Source organism: Pseudomonas sp. CFBP 13719 (genome assembly GCF_014842095.1).
Classification (GTDB): Bacteria; Pseudomonadota; Gammaproteobacteria; order Pseudomonadales; family Pseudomonadaceae; genus Aquipseudomonas.
The window spans coordinates 218,012-234,351 of sequence record NZ_JACYVB010000004.1 but is presented as its reverse complement, the minus strand read 5'-3'; the positions used below and the strand labels follow the sequence as shown (position 1 = coordinate 234,351).

Annotated in this window: 14 protein-coding genes; 2 read left to right on the top strand and 12 right to left on the bottom strand. The window is 64.5% G+C overall.

The genetic code is table 11. From position 1 onward, the window contains the following. Nucleotides 1–2: 2 nt before the first annotated feature. Nucleotides 3–953 (bottom strand): phosphoserine phosphatase SerB, encoded by a 951-nt coding sequence (serB, locus tag IFT57_RS15685; protein ID WP_244657356.1) that lies wholly within the window; start codon nt 951–953, stop codon nt 3–5. A gap of 192 nt (nt 954–1,145) precedes the next feature. Here serB and IFT57_RS15680 point away from each other — a divergent pair, with 192 nt between their 5' ends. Next, nucleotides 1,146–2,648: a histidine kinase gene (locus IFT57_RS15680; RefSeq protein ID WP_192151982.1), complete on the top strand. Its 1,503-nt coding sequence runs from the start codon at nt 1,146–1,148 to the stop codon at nt 2,646–2,648. A 59-nt stretch (nt 2,649–2,707) separates the two neighbouring features. On the opposite strand, the gene IFT57_RS15675 is transcribed toward IFT57_RS15680, so the two are convergent. The 9 genes from IFT57_RS15675 to IFT57_RS15635 form a co-directional block, all read right to left on the bottom strand. After that, nucleotides 2,708–3,412, bottom strand: a complete 705-nt coding sequence (locus IFT57_RS15675; protein WP_122714597.1) for a PqiC family protein — start codon at nt 3,410–3,412, stop codon at nt 2,708–2,710. 169 nt (nt 3,413–3,581) lie between these two features. Then, complete coding sequence (parC, locus tag IFT57_RS15670; protein WP_122714596.1) at nt 3,582–5,837, bottom strand: DNA topoisomerase IV subunit A; 2,256 nt, start codon at nt 5,835–5,837, stop codon at nt 3,582–3,584. A 7-nt stretch (nt 5,838–5,844) separates the two neighbouring features. Continuing rightward, entirely contained in the window at nt 5,845–6,369 is a 525-nt protein-coding gene (locus tag IFT57_RS15665; RefSeq protein WP_122796541.1) for a retropepsin-like aspartic protease family protein, read from the bottom strand. Then, nucleotides 6,366–7,352 carry an esterase-like activity of phytase family protein gene (locus IFT57_RS15660; protein ID WP_192152071.1) on the bottom strand — a complete coding sequence of 329 codons (987 nt, stop codon included), beginning with the start codon at nt 7,350–7,352 and terminating at the stop codon, nt 6,366–6,368. The genes IFT57_RS15665 and IFT57_RS15660 overlap by 4 nt, the downstream gene beginning before the upstream one ends. Nucleotides 7,353–7,360: 8 nt before the next feature. Further along, nucleotides 7,361–9,265, bottom strand: a complete 1,905-nt coding sequence (parE, locus tag IFT57_RS15655; RefSeq protein ID WP_192151981.1) for a DNA topoisomerase IV subunit B — start codon at nt 9,263–9,265, stop codon at nt 7,361–7,363. Nucleotides 9,266–9,300: 35 nt separating this feature from the next. Then, a complete protein-coding gene (locus IFT57_RS15650; protein WP_192151980.1) occupies nt 9,301–9,909 on the bottom strand; it encodes a YqiA/YcfP family alpha/beta fold hydrolase in 609 nt (202 codons plus the stop codon). A 152-nt stretch (nt 9,910–10,061) separates the two neighbouring features. Then, nucleotides 10,062–10,877, bottom strand: coding sequence for a 3',5'-cyclic-AMP phosphodiesterase (gene cpdA, locus IFT57_RS15645; RefSeq protein WP_192151979.1), 816 nt, complete (start codon nt 10,875–10,877; stop codon nt 10,062–10,064). 92 nt (nt 10,878–10,969) lie between these two features. Beyond that, entirely contained in the window at nt 10,970–11,458 is a 489-nt protein-coding gene (locus IFT57_RS15640; protein WP_197975833.1) for a DUF1249 domain-containing protein, read from the bottom strand. Continuing rightward, entirely contained in the window at nt 11,413–12,030 is a 618-nt protein-coding gene (locus tag IFT57_RS15635) for an NUDIX domain-containing protein (RefSeq protein WP_122796546.1), read from the bottom strand. Before IFT57_RS15635 ends, IFT57_RS15640 begins: the two co-directional genes overlap by 46 nt. A 198-nt stretch (nt 12,031–12,228) precedes the next feature. Here IFT57_RS15635 and IFT57_RS15630 point away from each other — a divergent pair, with 198 nt between their 5' ends. Continuing rightward, on the top strand, nt 12,229–12,975 hold the full coding sequence (locus IFT57_RS15630; protein ID WP_192151978.1) for an RsiV family protein: 747 nt from the start codon (nt 12,229–12,231) through the stop codon (nt 12,973–12,975). Here IFT57_RS15630 and cytX read toward each other — a convergent pair. Both cytX and thiC read right to left on the bottom strand, forming a co-directional pair. After that, nucleotides 12,944–14,227: a putative hydroxymethylpyrimidine transporter CytX gene (cytX, locus tag IFT57_RS15625; RefSeq protein ID WP_192151977.1), complete on the bottom strand. Its 1,284-nt coding sequence runs from the start codon at nt 14,225–14,227 to the stop codon at nt 12,944–12,946. The genes IFT57_RS15630 and cytX overlap by 32 nt on opposite strands. Nucleotides 14,228–14,388: 161 nt before the next feature. Continuing rightward, nucleotides 14,389–16,293 carry a phosphomethylpyrimidine synthase ThiC gene (gene thiC, locus IFT57_RS15620; protein ID WP_192151976.1) on the bottom strand — a complete coding sequence of 635 codons (1,905 nt, stop codon included), beginning with the start codon at nt 16,291–16,293 and terminating at the stop codon, nt 14,389–14,391. Between the last annotated feature and the right edge of the window lie 47 nt (nt 16,294–16,340).

Sequence of the window (16,340 nt, the reverse complement as noted above, 5' to 3'; positions counted from 1 at the left end):
GTTCAGTCGCGGCGGCCCAGCAGGTACAGCACGGCGTCCAGCCCCAGCACGCTGATGGCCTGACGCGCCGACTGCCGTACCAGCGGCTTGGCACGGAACGCCACGCCCAGACCTGCAATCGCCAGCATGGCCAGGTCGTTGGCGCCATCGCCCACGGCGAGGGTCTCGCTCAACTCCACACCCTGTTCACGGGCCAGCTGCTGCAGCAGGTCAGCCTTGCGCTGGGCGTCGACGATCGGCTCGACTGCCACGCCCGTGCATTTGCCGTCGACCACCTGCAGTTCGTTGGCGAACACATGGGTGATGCCCAGGCGCTCCTGCAACTGCCTGGCGAAATACGTGAAGCCACCGGACAGAATGGCCGTCTTCACGCCCATGCGGTTGAGTTCGGCGAACAGGCGCTCGGCACCTTCGCTCAAACGCAGCTGCGCACCGATGTCATCAAGTACCGCAACGTCGAGACCGTCGAGCAGTGCCAGACGCGCCTTGAAGCTGGCGCGAAAATCGATTTCGCCGCGCATGGCCTGTTCGGTGATCGCCGCGACGCGTTCGCCGATGCCGGCCGCCTTGGCCAGTTCGTCGATCACCTCGGCCTCGATCAGGGTCGAATCCATGTCGAACACCGCCAGGCGTGGCTGTCGGCGCTGAGGTGACTCGGGCTGGTGGACGATGTCCAGACCCAGCGCAGCGCTCAGTTCAAGCACCTGCCCGCGCAATTGCAGAGGCTGCTCCAGCGTGCCAAGCAGGCCCAGCTCGAAGCAAGCGTTGCCGCCCACTGCGGCAGACAGGCGTTCGATGCTCGCCAACGCCAAGCCATGCTCGCTCAGCAGGCTGACCACCTGCTGCAAGGCGGGGTAACCGACCTGGCGCCCCATCACGCTGACCACATGTTCAGCTGGCGTGGCGGACTGGGCGGCGCTGAACGTGGTATCGGCGGCCAGAGCGGCGCGCAAGGCATCGGCGATGCCCGACTGCTCCTGAGCGGTGATGTTGAGCAGGACGATTTCGCGCAAGAGGCACCCCGTTTGATGAAAAAAAACGCATTCTAACCACTTTCAGTGACCATCGGGCACAGGCAGCGCTTTGCCGCTCGGAGGGTGCTCGTTATACTGCGCGCCAACTTCACGGACAAAGAGCCGCGCTCAGTGAACCGGCCTACGCCAGTCAAAACCGACAACTTCTTCCTGCTGATCTTCCGAGCCGTGCGCCACCGTCGAGTGCCCCTGGCTTTGCGCATCGCGTTCACCAACATCGTGCTGGTTGCCACTGCCCTGGTGATCTACGCCTGCGTCATGGGTCTGCAGTTCAAGCAGGCCATGCACGAGCAGGCCGACGCGGTGGGGCAGAGCCTGACCACGCAGACGGCCACGTCCGCCACCGAGCTGCTGGTGTCCAACGACATCCTCAGCCTCAACGTGCTGCTCAACAACCTGGTGAAGAACCCGCTGGTCGCCCACGCGGCGATCTTCAGCCCGGACAACCGCATTCTCGCCGAAGCCGGCCAGCGCCCCAAGAGCGGCCTGCTGGGGCAAAGCCAGGGGCTGTACGAGACCAAGATCAACTTCCAGGATGCACTGGCCGGGCAACTGCGCATCAGCCTGGACATGAACCAGTTCCAGCAGCCGTTGACCATCAGCCTGCAAAGCATGGGTGTGCTGGCGGGCATCCTGTTGGTGCTGGCACTGGCGCTGAGCCTGCGGCTGGGTCGCTACATCTCGACGCCGCTGCTGCAACTGCGGGTCTGGCTGCGCAACCCAGACGAGTTCACCCCGGCCACTCAGCGCACCGACGAGATCGGTGATCTGGCGCGGCAGTTGCACGCACAATTGGCGCCCGAGCCGCGCGAGCCGGAGGTCGAGCCCGACGACACGGATGAAGACGACGAGCCGCAAGCGGCGCCACCCGTGCGCTCGTCAACCGCCAGGCCGGGTCCCTTCCCTCCCGTGGCAGCCAAGCCGGTAAAACCGCTCATGCGCCAGATTCACGCGGACGAAGACGAAGAAGACTTCGGCGACGATCCGTTCTCCGATCTGCGCGAAACCCCGGTGGCCGTGATCAAGCAGCCGACCACGGCCGTGGCCCGGGTGCACACCGACAGCGCTGTGCTGGCCGTGCAACTGGGCGCGCAGGAACAACTGCGTCGCCTGCCCAAGGCACGCCTGGCCGAGTTGCTGGAGCGTTACCACGACTGCCTGCAACAGGCTGCCTCGCTCTACGAGGGCGAAGTGCACATGCTCAACGATGGCAGCACGCTGATGCTGTTTCACAGCGAGCACAGCGGCGATGACTACCTGACCAACGCGATCTGCTGCGGCGAACTGTTGCGCGCCCTGGGCCATGCCTTGCAGATCGAGGTCGCCGACAGCGGCATCACCCTGCAACTGCAGTTGGGGCTGGTGCTCAGTGATGACGTTCATGGCTTGAACTCCATCGACCTGCTGCTGACCGAATCGGCCCAGGATGCACTGGCGCTATCGCAGCACAGCCGCAACCTGTTGCTGGTGGTGCGCGAGATCGGCGAAGACCCGCTGATCCGTCAACGCGCGCGCATTCGCTCGATCGCCAGTCCTGAAGGCGCCTGTTGCGTGGAGCGTCTGCTGGAGCCCTACCCGTCCCTGCTGGAACGCCAACTGGCAAGAATCAGCTGATCGGTTGAGCGATTGCCCACAAAAAAGCCCGCGATGCGGGCTTTTTTGTGGACGCCGTTCTAGAAGCGGAACACTTCCAGATCGGTACGGATGGGGGTAGCCAGGGGAATCCGCGACTTTTCCTGCTCGCGGCGCACCTGCGCCGGCGCCGATTTGCGCTCCTCGACCAGCGCCGGCTGGTTGGCCAGCGGCTTGAGCGCCGCCGTCAACTGTGCGGCCAGGCGCTGAAGCAGAACGCCCTGGGCCTGGACCTGGTCCGCAGTACCACCGTCATGCTTTTCCTCGAGGTGGACGATACGGTTGTCGCGTACCTGCCCGCGGCGGTCCAGGACGCGCCACTGGGCATCCAGTATCGCCGGCTGGCGGCTGCCCGAATCGAGACGGGTGATCGACAAAAGTACTTGGGCGTCAGGCGTGAAGTTGGCTGGCGTGGGTGCCAGCACTACGCGCTGACTGTCCAGGCGCCAAGCCATCTGGCGCAACAGCAACTGGTCGATGTCTGCAGAAAGACTGCCGGCCCAGCGACCGTCGGTGGACGCCCTCAGGCTACCATCGGACTGGCGCTGCAGCAGCGTTTCGCGCTGCAGGTAGTCAGCCACGGATACTGGCCCCAGCAGCACGGCCATGCCGCGGCTTTCCTTGGGCAGCCCGGGGTTGCCGCTGTCGAGCTGGTACAGGGCCACTGGTTGATGCGTGCTGCATCCGGCCAGTCCCAGCACGCCGCTGAGCAATAAAATCACGGGAAGGCGCAACAGTTTCATCATTTCATCCAGGCGGCTGCCACACGGCAACCGCAGCAATACTTGACCGAGTCGTCTGGACGCTGCCGTTTGGCGGCGCCGCGAAAGGGCCTATCATCCGTGAATCCGCGCCCCGACTCCAGTGCTTGTACGTCGAACGGCAGCACTGCCGCCGTCCGGGCGCGGTCGTCGATCAGAGGTTTTCCACGACCAGGGCGTCGACTCGCTGGAAACCGCGGGGCAGCTTGTTGCCACGCCGACCGCGCTCGCCTTTATAGTGCTCAAGGTCATCGGGCTTGAGCGACAGCGTGCGTTTACCCGCCTGCAGGACCAGGGTCGAGCCTTCGGCAACCACCGCCAGGTCAGTGACGAATTCTTCACGGCTGGCCACTCGATCGCCGGGAATGCCAATGATCTTGTTGCCTTTGCCCTTGCCCAGTTGCGGCAGGTCGCTGATCTTGAATACCAGCAGGCGCCCCTCGGTGGTCACCGCAGCCAGCCAATTGCGTTCGCGATCGGGTACGGCACGCGGGTTGATCACCTTGGCCCCTTTGGGCAGGCTGAGCAGCGCCTTGCCAGCCTTGTTCTTGGCCTGCAGGTCTTCGCCCTTGACCACGAAGCCGTAGCCGGCGTCCGACGCGATGACATACAACGCGTCGTCGTCGGGCAGCATCACGCACTCGAAGCTTGCGCCGGGGGGCGGCGTCAGCCGGCCGGTCAGCGGCTCGCCCTGGCCTCGGGCCGAAGGCAGGGTGTGCGCGGCCACCGAGTAGCTGCGCCCGGTCGAGTCGATGAATACCGCGAACTGGTTCGAGCGCCCGATGGCCGCGGTCTTGTAGCCGTCGCCGGCTTTATAGGAGAGGCCCGTGGCGTCGATGTCGTGACCTTTGCCACAACGCACCCAGCCTTTTTCGGAGAGCACCACCGTCACCGGCTCGGTCGGCATCAGCTCGTTTTCCGACAGCGCGCGCGCTTCGCTGCGCGCAACGATCGGCGAGCGACGCGCGTCGCCATAGGTTTCGGCGTCCTTGATCAGCTCGGCGCGCACCAGCTTCTTCAGCTTGCTTTCGCTGCCCAGCAGCGCCTGCAGCTTGGCGCGTTCCTTGGCCAGTTCTTCCTGCTCGCCGCGGATCTTCATTTCCTCAAGGCGCGCGAGCTGACGCAGGCGCGTATCGAGAATGTAGTCGGCCTGGATGTCGGTGAGGGCAAAGCGCTCGATCAGGCGCGCCTTGGGATGCTCCTCGGTGCGGATGATGTGGATCACTTCATCCAGATTGAGGAAGGCGATCAGCAAGCCGTCCAACAGGTGCAGGCGACGTTCGACCTTGTCCAGGCGGAACTGCAGGCGGCGGCGCACCGTATTGACACGAAACTCCAGCCATTCGACCAGCAACGCGCGCAGGTTCTTCAACTGCGGGCGTCCGTCCAGGCCAATGATGTTGACGTTGACCCGGTAGGTCGACTCCAGATCGGTGGTGGCGAACAGATGTTGCATCAAGTCGTCGACTTCGACGCGATTGGAGCGTGGAATGATGACGATGCGACACGGATGCTCGTGGTCGGATTCGTCACGCAGGTCCGCCACCATCGGCAGCTTCTTGGCCTGCATCTGCGCCGCGATCTGTTCCAGCACTTTGGCGCCGGACACTTGGTGCGGCAAGGCGGTGACGACGACGTCGCCGTCTTCCAGGCGATACACCGCGCGCATGCGCACCGAGCCGCGTCCGGTCTGGTAGATTTTCAGCAGATCGGCGCGCGGGGTGATGATTTCCGCTTCGGTCGGGTAGTCGGGGCCCTGGATGTGTTCGCAGAGCTGCTCGATCGTCGCCTTGGGCTCGTCGAGCAGGCGCACACAGGCGCTGGCCACTTCGCGCAGGTTGTGCGGTGGAACATCGGTGGCCATGCCTACGGCAATGCCGGTGGTGCCGTTGAGCAGGATATTGGGCAGCCGCGCCGGCAGTACCGACGGCTCGTCGAGGGTACCGTCGAAGTTCGGCACCCAGTCCGCCGTGCCCTGGCCCAACTCGGTGAGCAGCACCTCGGAATAGCGCGACAGGCGCGCCTCGGTGTAGCGCATGGCCGCAAAGGATTTCGGATCATCCGGCGCCCCCCAGTTGCCCTGGCCATCGACCAGCGTGTAGCGATAGCTGAACGGCTGCGCCATCAACACCATGGCCTCGTAGCAGGCCGAGTCGCCATGGGGGTGGAACTTGCCGAGCACGTCGCCCACGGTGCGCGCGGACTTCTTGTGCTTGGCGTCGGCGTCCAGGCCCAACTCGCTCATGGCATAGACGATGCGTCGCTGGACCGGCTTGAGGCCATCGCCAATGTGCGGCAGGGCGCGGTCCATGATCACGTACATGGAGTAGTTGAGGTAGGCCTGTTCGGTGAAGTCAGCCAGGGAACGGCGTTCTACGCCGTCAAGACTGAGATCGAGGGAATCGCTCATGCAAGCCTCATCGTTTCGTGGTCTGGCGCAGCAGCAAGTTGCCACCGCGCTGAGTGAATTCAAGTTGTTTCAGGGCGCTCATGCCCAGCAGCACCTGGTCGCCGTCGAAGCCCGGCACTACCAGAGCGCGGACATTGCTCAGGCGGATGTCGCCCAGCTGCAGGCTGGCGATCTCGGTACGGTAGCCTTGGGTCTTGCCGTTGGCGGTGGTGAGCAGTACCGGCGCCCCGCGTGCCAATTCAAGCTTGCGCGCCACGGCTTCGGGCATGGCCACATCGGTGGCGCCGGTGTCGAGCATGAATTGCACCGGCTGCCCATTGATGAAGCCACCGCTGACGAAGTGCCCCTGGCCATTGCCGGCCAGTTGCACTTCCACGTAGCCATCGCCGTGCTGGGAGACCGGCACGGCATTGGGATTTTCGCGACGCTGTTCCCAGTCACCGAAGAACTGCGTGGCCAGGTACAACGCTGCGGCCCAGGCCAGCAGCATCAACACCTTGCCAGTGCGTCTGCCCGGTGCGGCCTGGCTCATGGCGCCGCGCTCCAGCCGCCGGCGGGGGCCGCGAAACGCCAGACCACCGGGCGACGCTCGCCATCGGCGCGGGCCCATTGGTTGTTGTCGGTGCCCACCCACGCCCCCTCGGCATCGACGCTCAGCGCTTCGGTCAGACCGTAGGGAGCATCATAGCGGCGAGCCGGCAACAGCGCCTCGGCGGCGAACGACCAGCAACGCTCGACGGCAGCGGTGTCCGCATCGCGACGACAGATGCGGTAGGCATTGCGTTCCAGCGTGAACAGCTTGCCATCGAACCAGGCCAGATCGGCGAAGTCGCGTGGCATGTGCCGGGCCCGGGGAATCTGCACCGGCAGGGTTTCCGCACCGCCTTCGGCAAGCAATACGCAACGCCCCTCACAACTCCAGCTCAACGGCCGCTTGCGAACGGCCAACAGGCCGCGCTGCTGACGTTCGGCCGCCAGCCACAAGCGGTCGCCGGCCGAGTTGACGGTCAGCCCTTCGAACAGGGCATTGAAATGCAACAGCAGGTTGCTGGCACGTGCCTGACTGACCAGGGTCGGGTCCAGGGGCAACCATTTCGGCTCGCCGGACACGGGAATCTGCAGCACCGCGACGTGAGCTTCGCTGACCAGGTATTGGTTGCCTCGGGCATCGCAGCTGATGCCTTCGAAATCCAGGTCGCCGCCGCGCACGAAGGCCGCCGCCCAGCTGCTCATGCGCAGACGAACAGGCAGGCCGCTGGGCGGTACCGGTGGTGCCTTGAAGGTTACGGCCGTGGCCTGCCAGTCGCGGGTCGAGGTGTCGAGTCGATAGACCGTGCCGTCCTCGCGGTCCGAGACGGCCCACAACGCCTTGCGGCACAGCGCCAGCCCGGACAGATTCCCGCTGGGCATGCCGTCCACCGCGTGCTCGCCGACCAGGGTCAGCTCGGGCACGGGTGATTGCACCGACGCCATGGCCAGCGTCGGCAGGGCCAGGGCGAACAGGGCTGTCAGCAGCGCTGCGATCAAGCCAGCACCTCGGCCAGATTGCCCTTGGACTCGAGCCACGCCTTGCGGTCGCCCGCACGTTTCTTGGCCAGCAGCATGTCCATGATTTCGGTGGTGCCGGCGAAGTCGTCCAGGGTCAGTTGCACCAGGCGGCGGGTGTTGGGGTCCATGGTGGTTTCGCGCAGCTGCGGCGGGTTCATTTCGCCCAGTCCCTTGAAGCGCGTGACCTGCGGCTTGCCGCGTTTCTTTTCGGCGACCAGGCGGTCGAGGATGCCGTCGCGCTCGGCCTCGTCCAGGGCGTAGAAGATCTCCTTGCCCAGGTCGATGCGGTACAGCGGCGGCATGGCGACATAGACGTGACCGGCGTCTACCAGGGGGCGGAAGTGCTGGACGAACAGCGCGCACAGAAGGGTCGCGATGTGCAGGCCGTCGGAGTCGGCGTCGGCCAGAATGCACACCTTGCCGTAGCGCAGCTGGCTGATATCGGCGGCACCGGGATCGACGCCGATGGCCACGGCAATGTTGTGGACCTCCTGGCTGGCGAGGACTTCGCTGCCATCCACTTCCCAGGTGTTGAGGATCTTGCCGCGCAACGGCAGGATCGCCTGGAATTCCTTGTCTCGCGCCTGTTTGGCCGAGCCGCCTGCCGAGTCGCCTTCGACCAGGAACAGTTCGGAGCGGGCCGGGTCCTGCCCGGCGCAGTCAGCCAGCTTGCCGGGCAATGCGGGGCCCTGGGTGATGCGCTTGCGCTCGACCTTCTTGCTCGCCTTGAGGCGGCGCCCGGCGTTGCTGATCGCCAGTTCGGCCAACTGCATGCCCAATTCGGGATGGGCGTTGAGCCACAGGCTGAAGGCGTCCTTGACCACGCCGGAGACGAACGCGGCCGCTTCGCGCGAGGACAGCCGCTCCTTGGTCTGGCCGGAGAACTGCGCATCCTGCATCTTCATCGAGAGCACGAAGGCGATGCGTTCCCAGATATCTTCCGGCGCCAGCTTCAAGCCGCGCGGCAGCAGGTTGCGGAACTCGCAGAACTCGCGCATCGCATCCAGCAGACCCTGGCGCAGCCCGTTGACGTGGGTACCGCCCTGGGCCGTGGGAATCAGGTTGACGTAGCTTTCCTGGACGCTGTCGCCACCTTCGGGCAACCACAGCAGCGCCCAGTCCACGGCTTCCTTGTTGCCCGCCAGGCTGCCGCAGAACGGCTCGTCGGGCAGGCGAGCGAATTCGGTGACCGCGTCGATCAGGTACGAACGCAGACCGTCTTCGTAATGCCATTCGACCTTCTCGCCGCTGCCCTTGTCTTCGAAGCTGACCAGCAGGCCGGGACACAACACCGCCTTGGCCTTGAGCACATGCTTGAGGCGGCTGACGGAAAACTTCGGCGAATCGAAGTATTTCGGGTCCGGTGCGAAGTACACGCTGGTGCCAGTGTTGCGCTTGCCGACGGTGCCGATGACTTCCAGATCGGTGGCCTTGAAGCCATCGGCGAAGGTCATCTGGTACTCGTTGCCGTCGCGCTTGACCCTGACCCGCACCTGATGGGACAGGGCGTTGACCACCGAGATGCCGACCCCGTGCAGGCCGCCGGAAAACTGGTAGTTCTTGTTGGAAAACTTGCCGCCCGCGTGCAGCTTGGTGAGGATCAGTTCGACGCCGCTGACGCCTTCCTCGGGGTGGATGTCCACGGGCATGCCACGGCCATCGTCGGACACTTCCAGAGAGTGATCGGCGTGCAGGATGACCTGAATGGACCGCGCATGGCCCGCCAGGGCTTCGTCGACACTGTTGTCGATGACTTCCTGGGCCAGGTGATTGGGCCGACTGGTGTCGGTGTACATGCCCGGGCGCTTGCGCACCGGGTCGAGGCCCGAGAGGACTTCGATGGCGTCTGCGTTATAGGAGCTAGCGCTGGGATTGGCCATGGGGTCTCGTCGTCAGTCGTTCGTGAAAAGAGTGATCAAAGCTGGGCAAAATCGACGGCCTGGTAACGCGCCGCGTCGATGCCGGCGAATGCCAGCAGCGCTGGCAACTTTTGCGCAAAGCCTTGGAAGCCGTGATCGCCGCCGTTTTCGATGTGTACGCTGCAGGCTTGGTAGAAGACCGCCGCCTGGCGATAGTCAAGGGTTTCGTCGCCGGTCTGCAGCCATACTTGAAGCCGTTCGGGATCGGTAGGCGCCGGCACTTCCAGCTCGGCCAGCGCCGTGACGTGGTCGCGGGTCAATTGCCAGCTTTCGCCCGTGTAGTGGTTGGTCTGCATCCCCAGGTAGCCATCGAACAGACGGTGCGGATTGACCACCGGGTTGATCAACAATGCTTTGAGCCCGAAGCGCTTGGCCATGTGCGTCGCATAGTAGCCGCCGAGGGAGCTTCCCACCAGCAATGGCGCGTCGAGCTCCGCCAGTGCGGCTTCCAGCTGGGCAATGGCCTGGCGCGGATGGTGGTGCAGCGCCGGCGCACGAAGCTGGTCGGCCAGGCCGATGCGTTGCATCAGCGCGCTCAGCTGGCGGGCTTTCTGCGAATCCGGCGAACTGTTCAGACCGTGAATGTAAAGGATCGAACCGGGCATGGGGGCCTCCGGGCATAGAGATGGCGCGCAGTTTACCTTGTCGGGGGTGCAGTTGGGGTGTTGCTGCGTCGGTATATGGGCAAGCCGCAATCCTGGCACGAAACCCTGTGGGAGCGGGCTCTGCCCGCGAAGGCCGCGCTACCGCCTCTGAGTCAATAACCCGCGGCGTTCAGGTCGGGGGTAAAGGTGAAGTTTGCCAGCCGCGACACGCCGGTCTCGATCTGCCCATCGGGCATCAGCCGCAGCCAGCGGTAGCCCGGCGCTCGGTCGTCCAGGGCGAAATCCTTGCTGCCTGGCAGAAACTGAATGCCCGTGGACGGCGACGCCAGCAGGCGCAAGCCATGGGCGTGACGGTCGACTTCCTGATGCACATGCCCCCAGAGCATGCCCCGCGCCTGAGGGAAACGCGCGAGTAGCTCGAACAGGGCCTCAGCGTTGCGCAGCCCGATGGGCTCTATCCATTGGCTGCCGATCGCAACCGGATGGTGGTGCAGACACACCAGATGATGCTTGTGCGGTGCTTCAACGAGCGCCCGCTCGAGCAACTGCAACTGGTCGTCGGCCAGATAGCCGGCTGCCGAACCAGCGATGGTCGAATCGAGCAGCGTCACCCGCCAGGCGCCCACGTCCGCCACAGGCTCCAGCCACTGGGTGCCTTGGGCGGCCTGCTGCATGAGCGCAGGCTGGTCATGGTTGCCGGGCAGCCAGCGCGCCGGTGCGCAAATGACCTGGGTGGCCTGCGCGAACGCCTGGTACGACGCCAGCGTGCCGTCCTGGGACAGGTCACCGGTGGCGACCAGCAAGTCGATGCGTGGCTGTTCCATGAGCACCTGCCTGATCACATGCGCCAGACTTTGGCGCGTGTTCACGCCGAACATGGCGCCGTCGGCTTCGGCCACCAGATGACTGTCCGAAAGCTGCACGAGCAGCACCGGGGCATCGACAGTGGGATCAGATAGGCTCGGCAAGACCGTCTCCAGGCGAAAGGGGCAACCGGCAAATTATGCGCAGCCTGGATGACAAGGGCAATGCGACGTGCGGCGTTCGTGCAGGGCGATGCTCAGCGTACCGCTTCGTACTCGTGGCCACAGGCCAGGCAGTGACTCAGCCACTCACCCAGGAACAGGTTGAGCTGGGCCTTTTCGTCAGGCTGGTGCATGGCCGCGTTGGGATAGGGGTAGACGCTGCGGAACCGTCGGGCGTGTTCGGCACTGACGACTTCGGCCATGCGCGCATCGTGGTACACCTGCACTTCCATCTGCGGCACCGGCAGCCATGGCAGGCTGTGCTCCTGGCGTACGCGCAGGGTTGTGGTGTATGGACAGGCCAGCAGCACCTCCAGCGTCAGCACACCGAGCATCTGGTCGGCCTGGGTCATGGCGATGCGACGTGACAACTGCTGGCTGCGCATGTCCGGCAGCAGGCGCATGAGCCGCGCATAATTGGCTTCGCAGGCCGCCTGCAGGCCGACCAGGTCGACGCGGTAGCGCTCGCGCAACGGACTCACGACCACAGCCCCCTGACTTCGTCGCGGTTCAGGGCCAGCCATTGAATGGCGATGATCGCTGCCGCGTTGATGATTCGACCATCGCGCACGGCCTGCAGGGCATCGTCGAATGCCCAGACCCTGACGCGGATGTCCTCGCCCTCTTCTTCCAGGCCATGCAGGCCACCCGCGCCCTCGCTGCTGCAGCGGCCCAGGTAGAGGTGCACATACTCGTCGCTGCCACCGGGAGACGGGAAGTACTTGCTGATCGGCCACAGCGCTTGAATCTGCAGGCCGGCTTCCTCATCGGCCTCGCGGTGCGCGACTTCCTCGGGCAGCTCGTCCTTGTCGATCAGCCCGGCAACCATTTCGATCAGCCAGGGGTTGTCGACCTTGCCCACCGCGCCGACCCGGAACTGCTCGATGAGCACCAGTTCGTCGCGAGCGGCGTCGTAGGGCAACACGCACACGGCATCATGGCGCACGAACAATTCGCGGCTGATCTGCTTGCTCATGCCACCGTTGAACAGCTCGTGGCGCAGGAACAACTTGTCCAGTTTGTAGAAGCCCTGGAAGCAGAGCTCGCGCTTGTCGATTTCGACCGCTGTAGGCATCGACCGGGATGAATCTGACATGGAAAAACCTCTTACTCGTGCATGCAGCATGGGGCCATCCTAACCGCGATGCGCCTGTATTGCAGCCCCCTTTGAGGTGAAGCCGCAAGCCTCGGGATAGGCGGTTGAGCGAGCAGGCATTAAGATTGCGCAGCTGGCGAACCGACGGTTCGACCGGCAGTCCAACCACGATAATTCCATTACCCGCCAAGGACCCTCATGTCGTTTCTCAAGTTCGCCTCCGTGGCCTGCGTCGCCCTCACCCTGGGTGCCTGCTCCAGTGTCTTCCAGCCCAACTACCGGGCGCCGCTGGACACCAAGCGCGAGGCTTTCGAGCACCTCAAGCCTGGCTGCGACAATCAGGATTGCCCGCTGGTGAACATCGACGTGGTGCACTTTCCCGACGAGCCGGGCCTGGATGCAGCCATCGACAAGCGCTTGCGCGAGATGACCGTCAACACCCCCGACGCCCGCGTGCCGGCGACCCTGAAGGCCTACGAAGAGCAATTCATGCGCGAGGCCCAGCCACGCTACAGCAGCTACCTGCAAGCCAAGGTACGCGAACAGCATGACGGCATTGTTGTAGTCGAGCTGTCCAGCTACGCCATGACCGGCGGCGCCCATGGCATGCCCGGGCGCGGCTTCATCAACTGGTCGCGTCGCGAGCACCGCGAGCTGACCCTGCAGGACATGCTGATCCCAGGCCAGGAGCGAGCGTTCTGGCAGGCCGCCGAAGAAGCCCACCGCGGCTGGCTGGTCGCCAGCAAACTGGACAAGGACGCCGAGTTCATTCGCCAGTGGCCCTTCCAGCAAACGCCGAACATTGCGCTCACCTATGGGGGCGTGGTGCTCAAGTACAACGTGTACAGCATCGCCCCCTACGCAATGGGCCACCCGGAAGTGAAGATTGCCTACCCGCGCCTCAATGGCGTGATCAAGCCCGAGCTGTTCCCGGGTCGCGGTTGAGCGCTCGCTCGATCAGGTAGTACAGCAACCCTGCCACCAGCAGCGCTGGCAGGGTTGCGCCGATCTGCGGGTACAGATTGGCCAGCCCATGGTACAGGCACACGCCGCCAAGCCAGGCCAGCAGTGCACTCCAGTGCATGGCGCGCGGTTCGACCTGGGCCGAACGCTTGCGCAGCACGAAGTGGTCCATCAGCACCACGCCGAACAGCGGCGCGAATACCGAGCCAATCAGCAGCAGGAAGTTCTGGTACTGCGCCAGCGGTGCCAGGCAGGCGATCAGCGTGCAGATGATACCGATGGCCAGGGCCAGGTGTTCGACCTTGAGCCCCGACAGCAAGCTGGTCGATACGGCTGCCGAATGGATATCGGCGAAGGCGTTCTCCGACTCGTCCAACAATATCAACAGCAGCGGTATGCCCAGGCCGGCCCCAGCCAACGGCAGCAGCAGCGCATTGACTTCGCCGCTTGGCGCGAACGCCAGGGTGTAGGCGACGCCCAGGCTCATCAACCAGAAGTTGCCGATGAAGAAACCCACGGCGGTTCCGCCGAACACGTTTCTGGCGCGCTTGCCGAAGCGTGAATAGTCGGCAATCAGCGGCAGCCACGACAAGGGCATGGCGATGGCGATGTCGAAGCCCGTGGCCAGGTCCATGGAACCGTCGCCAGCGGTGTTCCACAGGGTCTTCAGGTCGGCTTTGGCGAACAGGTTCCAGGTCAGCCACAGGCACGCCGCCAACAGCAGCCAGATGCCCCATTTGCGCAGCACCTTGCGCACGAAGGTCAGCGGCCCGGTGACCGCCAGCAGTGTCGCCAGACCGCCGAAGAACAGCGTCCACAGCCAGGGGTTGCTGCCCAGGCTGTCCTCACCGAACGCGCGCGTGCCCAGCAGGCTGGCGGCATCGCGCATGACGATGATCTCGAACGAACCCCAGCCGATCAGTTGCAGCAGGTTGAGCAAGGCCGGAACGCTGCCGGCGCCCCGGCCCAGGGTCAGGCGCAGGGCCGCCATGGCGGAGAGTCCGGTGTCGCTGCCGATGACGCCGACCGAGGCGAGCAGCAAGACCCCCACCAGGGTGCCCAGGAAGATCGCCGCCAGTGCGCCGGCGAGGCCCAGTCCAGGCGCCAGCAGGGCGCCGGTCTGCAGCACCATGAGGCCCACGCCCAGGGAAAACCACAGGGAGAACAGGTCGCGCCCGCCCAGCACGCGCTGGGCGGCGGACACCGCAGTATCGGGAGAATAGGAGGTTTTCAATGGATGGGCTCGAGTGGAAATGGGTCGAAGGTTATTGGGGCATTGGCAGAGAGTCAGGTCGAACGCGGTGCGGCTTTCGCGGCCGATGACCGCTCCCACAGGGATCGCGATCCTGTGGGAGCGGTCTGTGGCCGCGAAGGCCGTACCACCGAAGATACTGACTAGACCTTTTGGTACAGCTGGCTGCCTTCCTGCTTGAAGCGCTGCGCCTGCTCGCGCATGCCCTCTTCCACGCTCAGGTCGACGGCTTCGATCTTCTGGTTGGCCGCGTACTCGCGCACTTCCTGGGTGATTTTCATCGAGCAGAACTTCGGGCCGCACATCGAGCAGAAATGCGCGACCTTGGCCGAATCCTTGGGCAGGGTTTCGTCGTGGTAGGCGCGCGCGGTGTCTGGGTCCAGCCCCAGGTTGAACTGGTCTTCCCAGCGAAACTCGAAGCGCGCCTTGCTCAAGGCGTTGTCGCGGATCTGCGCGCCCGGGTGTCCCTTGGCCAGGTCGGCGGCATGGGCGGCAATCTTGTAGGTGATGATGCCGGTCTTCACGTCATCCTTGTTCGGCAACCCGAGGTGCTCTTTAGGCGTCACGTAGCAGAGCATGGCGCAGCCGAACCAGCCGATCATCGCGGCACCGATGCCCGAGGTGATGTGGTCGTAGCCCGGCGCAATGTCGGTGGTCAGTGGGCCCAGGGTGTAGAACGGCGCTTCGTCGCAGCACTCCAGCTGCTTGTCCATGTTCTCCTTGATCAGCTGCATCGGCACATGCCCCGGACCTTCGATCATGCACTGCACGTCGTGCTTCCAGGCGATCTTGGTCAGCTCGCCGAGGGTTTCCAGTTCGCCGAACTGGGCTTCGTCGTTGGCGTCGGCGATCGACCCGGGACGCAGGCCGTCGCCCAGGGAAAAGCTGACGTCGTAGGCCTTCATGATCTCGCAGATCTCGTCGAAGTGCGTGTACAGGAAGTTTTCCTTGTGATGCGCCAGGCACCACTTGGCCATGATCGACCCGCCGCGACTGACGATGCCGGTGACCCGTTTGGCCGTCAGCGGTACATAGCGCAACAGCACGCCGGCATGAATGGTGAAGTAGTCGACGCCCTGCTCGGCCTGTTCGATCAGGGTGTCGCGGAACAGCTCCCAGGTCAGGTCCTCAGCCGCGCCGCCGACCTTTTCCAGGGCCTGATAGATGGGTACGGTGCCGATCGGCACGGGCGAGTTGCGGATGATCCACTCGCGGGTCTCGTGGATGTGCTTGCCGGTGGACAGGTCCATCACCGTGTCCGAGCCCCAGCGAATGCCCCAGGTGAGCTTGGCCACTTCTTCCTCGATGGAGGAACCCAGCGCGCTGTTGCCGATGTTGCCGTTGATCTTCACCAGGAAGTTGCGGCCGATGATCATCGGCTCGAGTTCGGTGTGGTTGATGTTGGCCGGAATGATGGCGCGGCCGCGGGCGATCTCGTCGCGCACGAATTCGGCGGTGATCTCCCGGGGGATGCTGGCGCCGAAGCTGTGGCCCTTGTGCTGGTCCTTGAGCAGGCCGGCAGCGCGCGCCTCGGCCAGCTTCATGTTCTCGCGGATGGCGACGTATTCCATTTCGGCGGTGATGATGCCCTGGCGGGCATAGTGCATCTGGCTGACGTTGGCGCCGGCCTTGGCGCGGCGCGGGTTGCGCACATGGGCGAAGCGCAGTTTGGTCAGTTCGTCGTCGCTCAGGCGTTGCTGGCCGAAGTTGGAGCTCAGGCCGGCCAGGCGCTCGGTGTCGCCGCGGTCGTCGATCCAGGCCGAACGTATGTCAGCCAGGCCCTTGCGTACGTCGATGACGACGCCGGGGTCGGTGTAGGGGCCCGACGTGTCGTAGACGGTCACCGGCGGGTTGATCTCGCCCGCGCCGTTGCCGGTCGAGAAGTCGGTGGGCGTGACATCCAGGCTGATCTCGCGCATCGGCACGCGGATGTCCGCACGCGAGCCCTGAACGTAGATCTTGCGTGAACGGGTGAAGGGCTGCACGGAGCCGGAATCGACTTGGGCCGATTCGCTCAAATGCACGGTGTTTTTTGCTTTTGTATTCATCACAGGCTCTCCAGACGGCATCCATCACGGGAATGTCGGAGCGAACC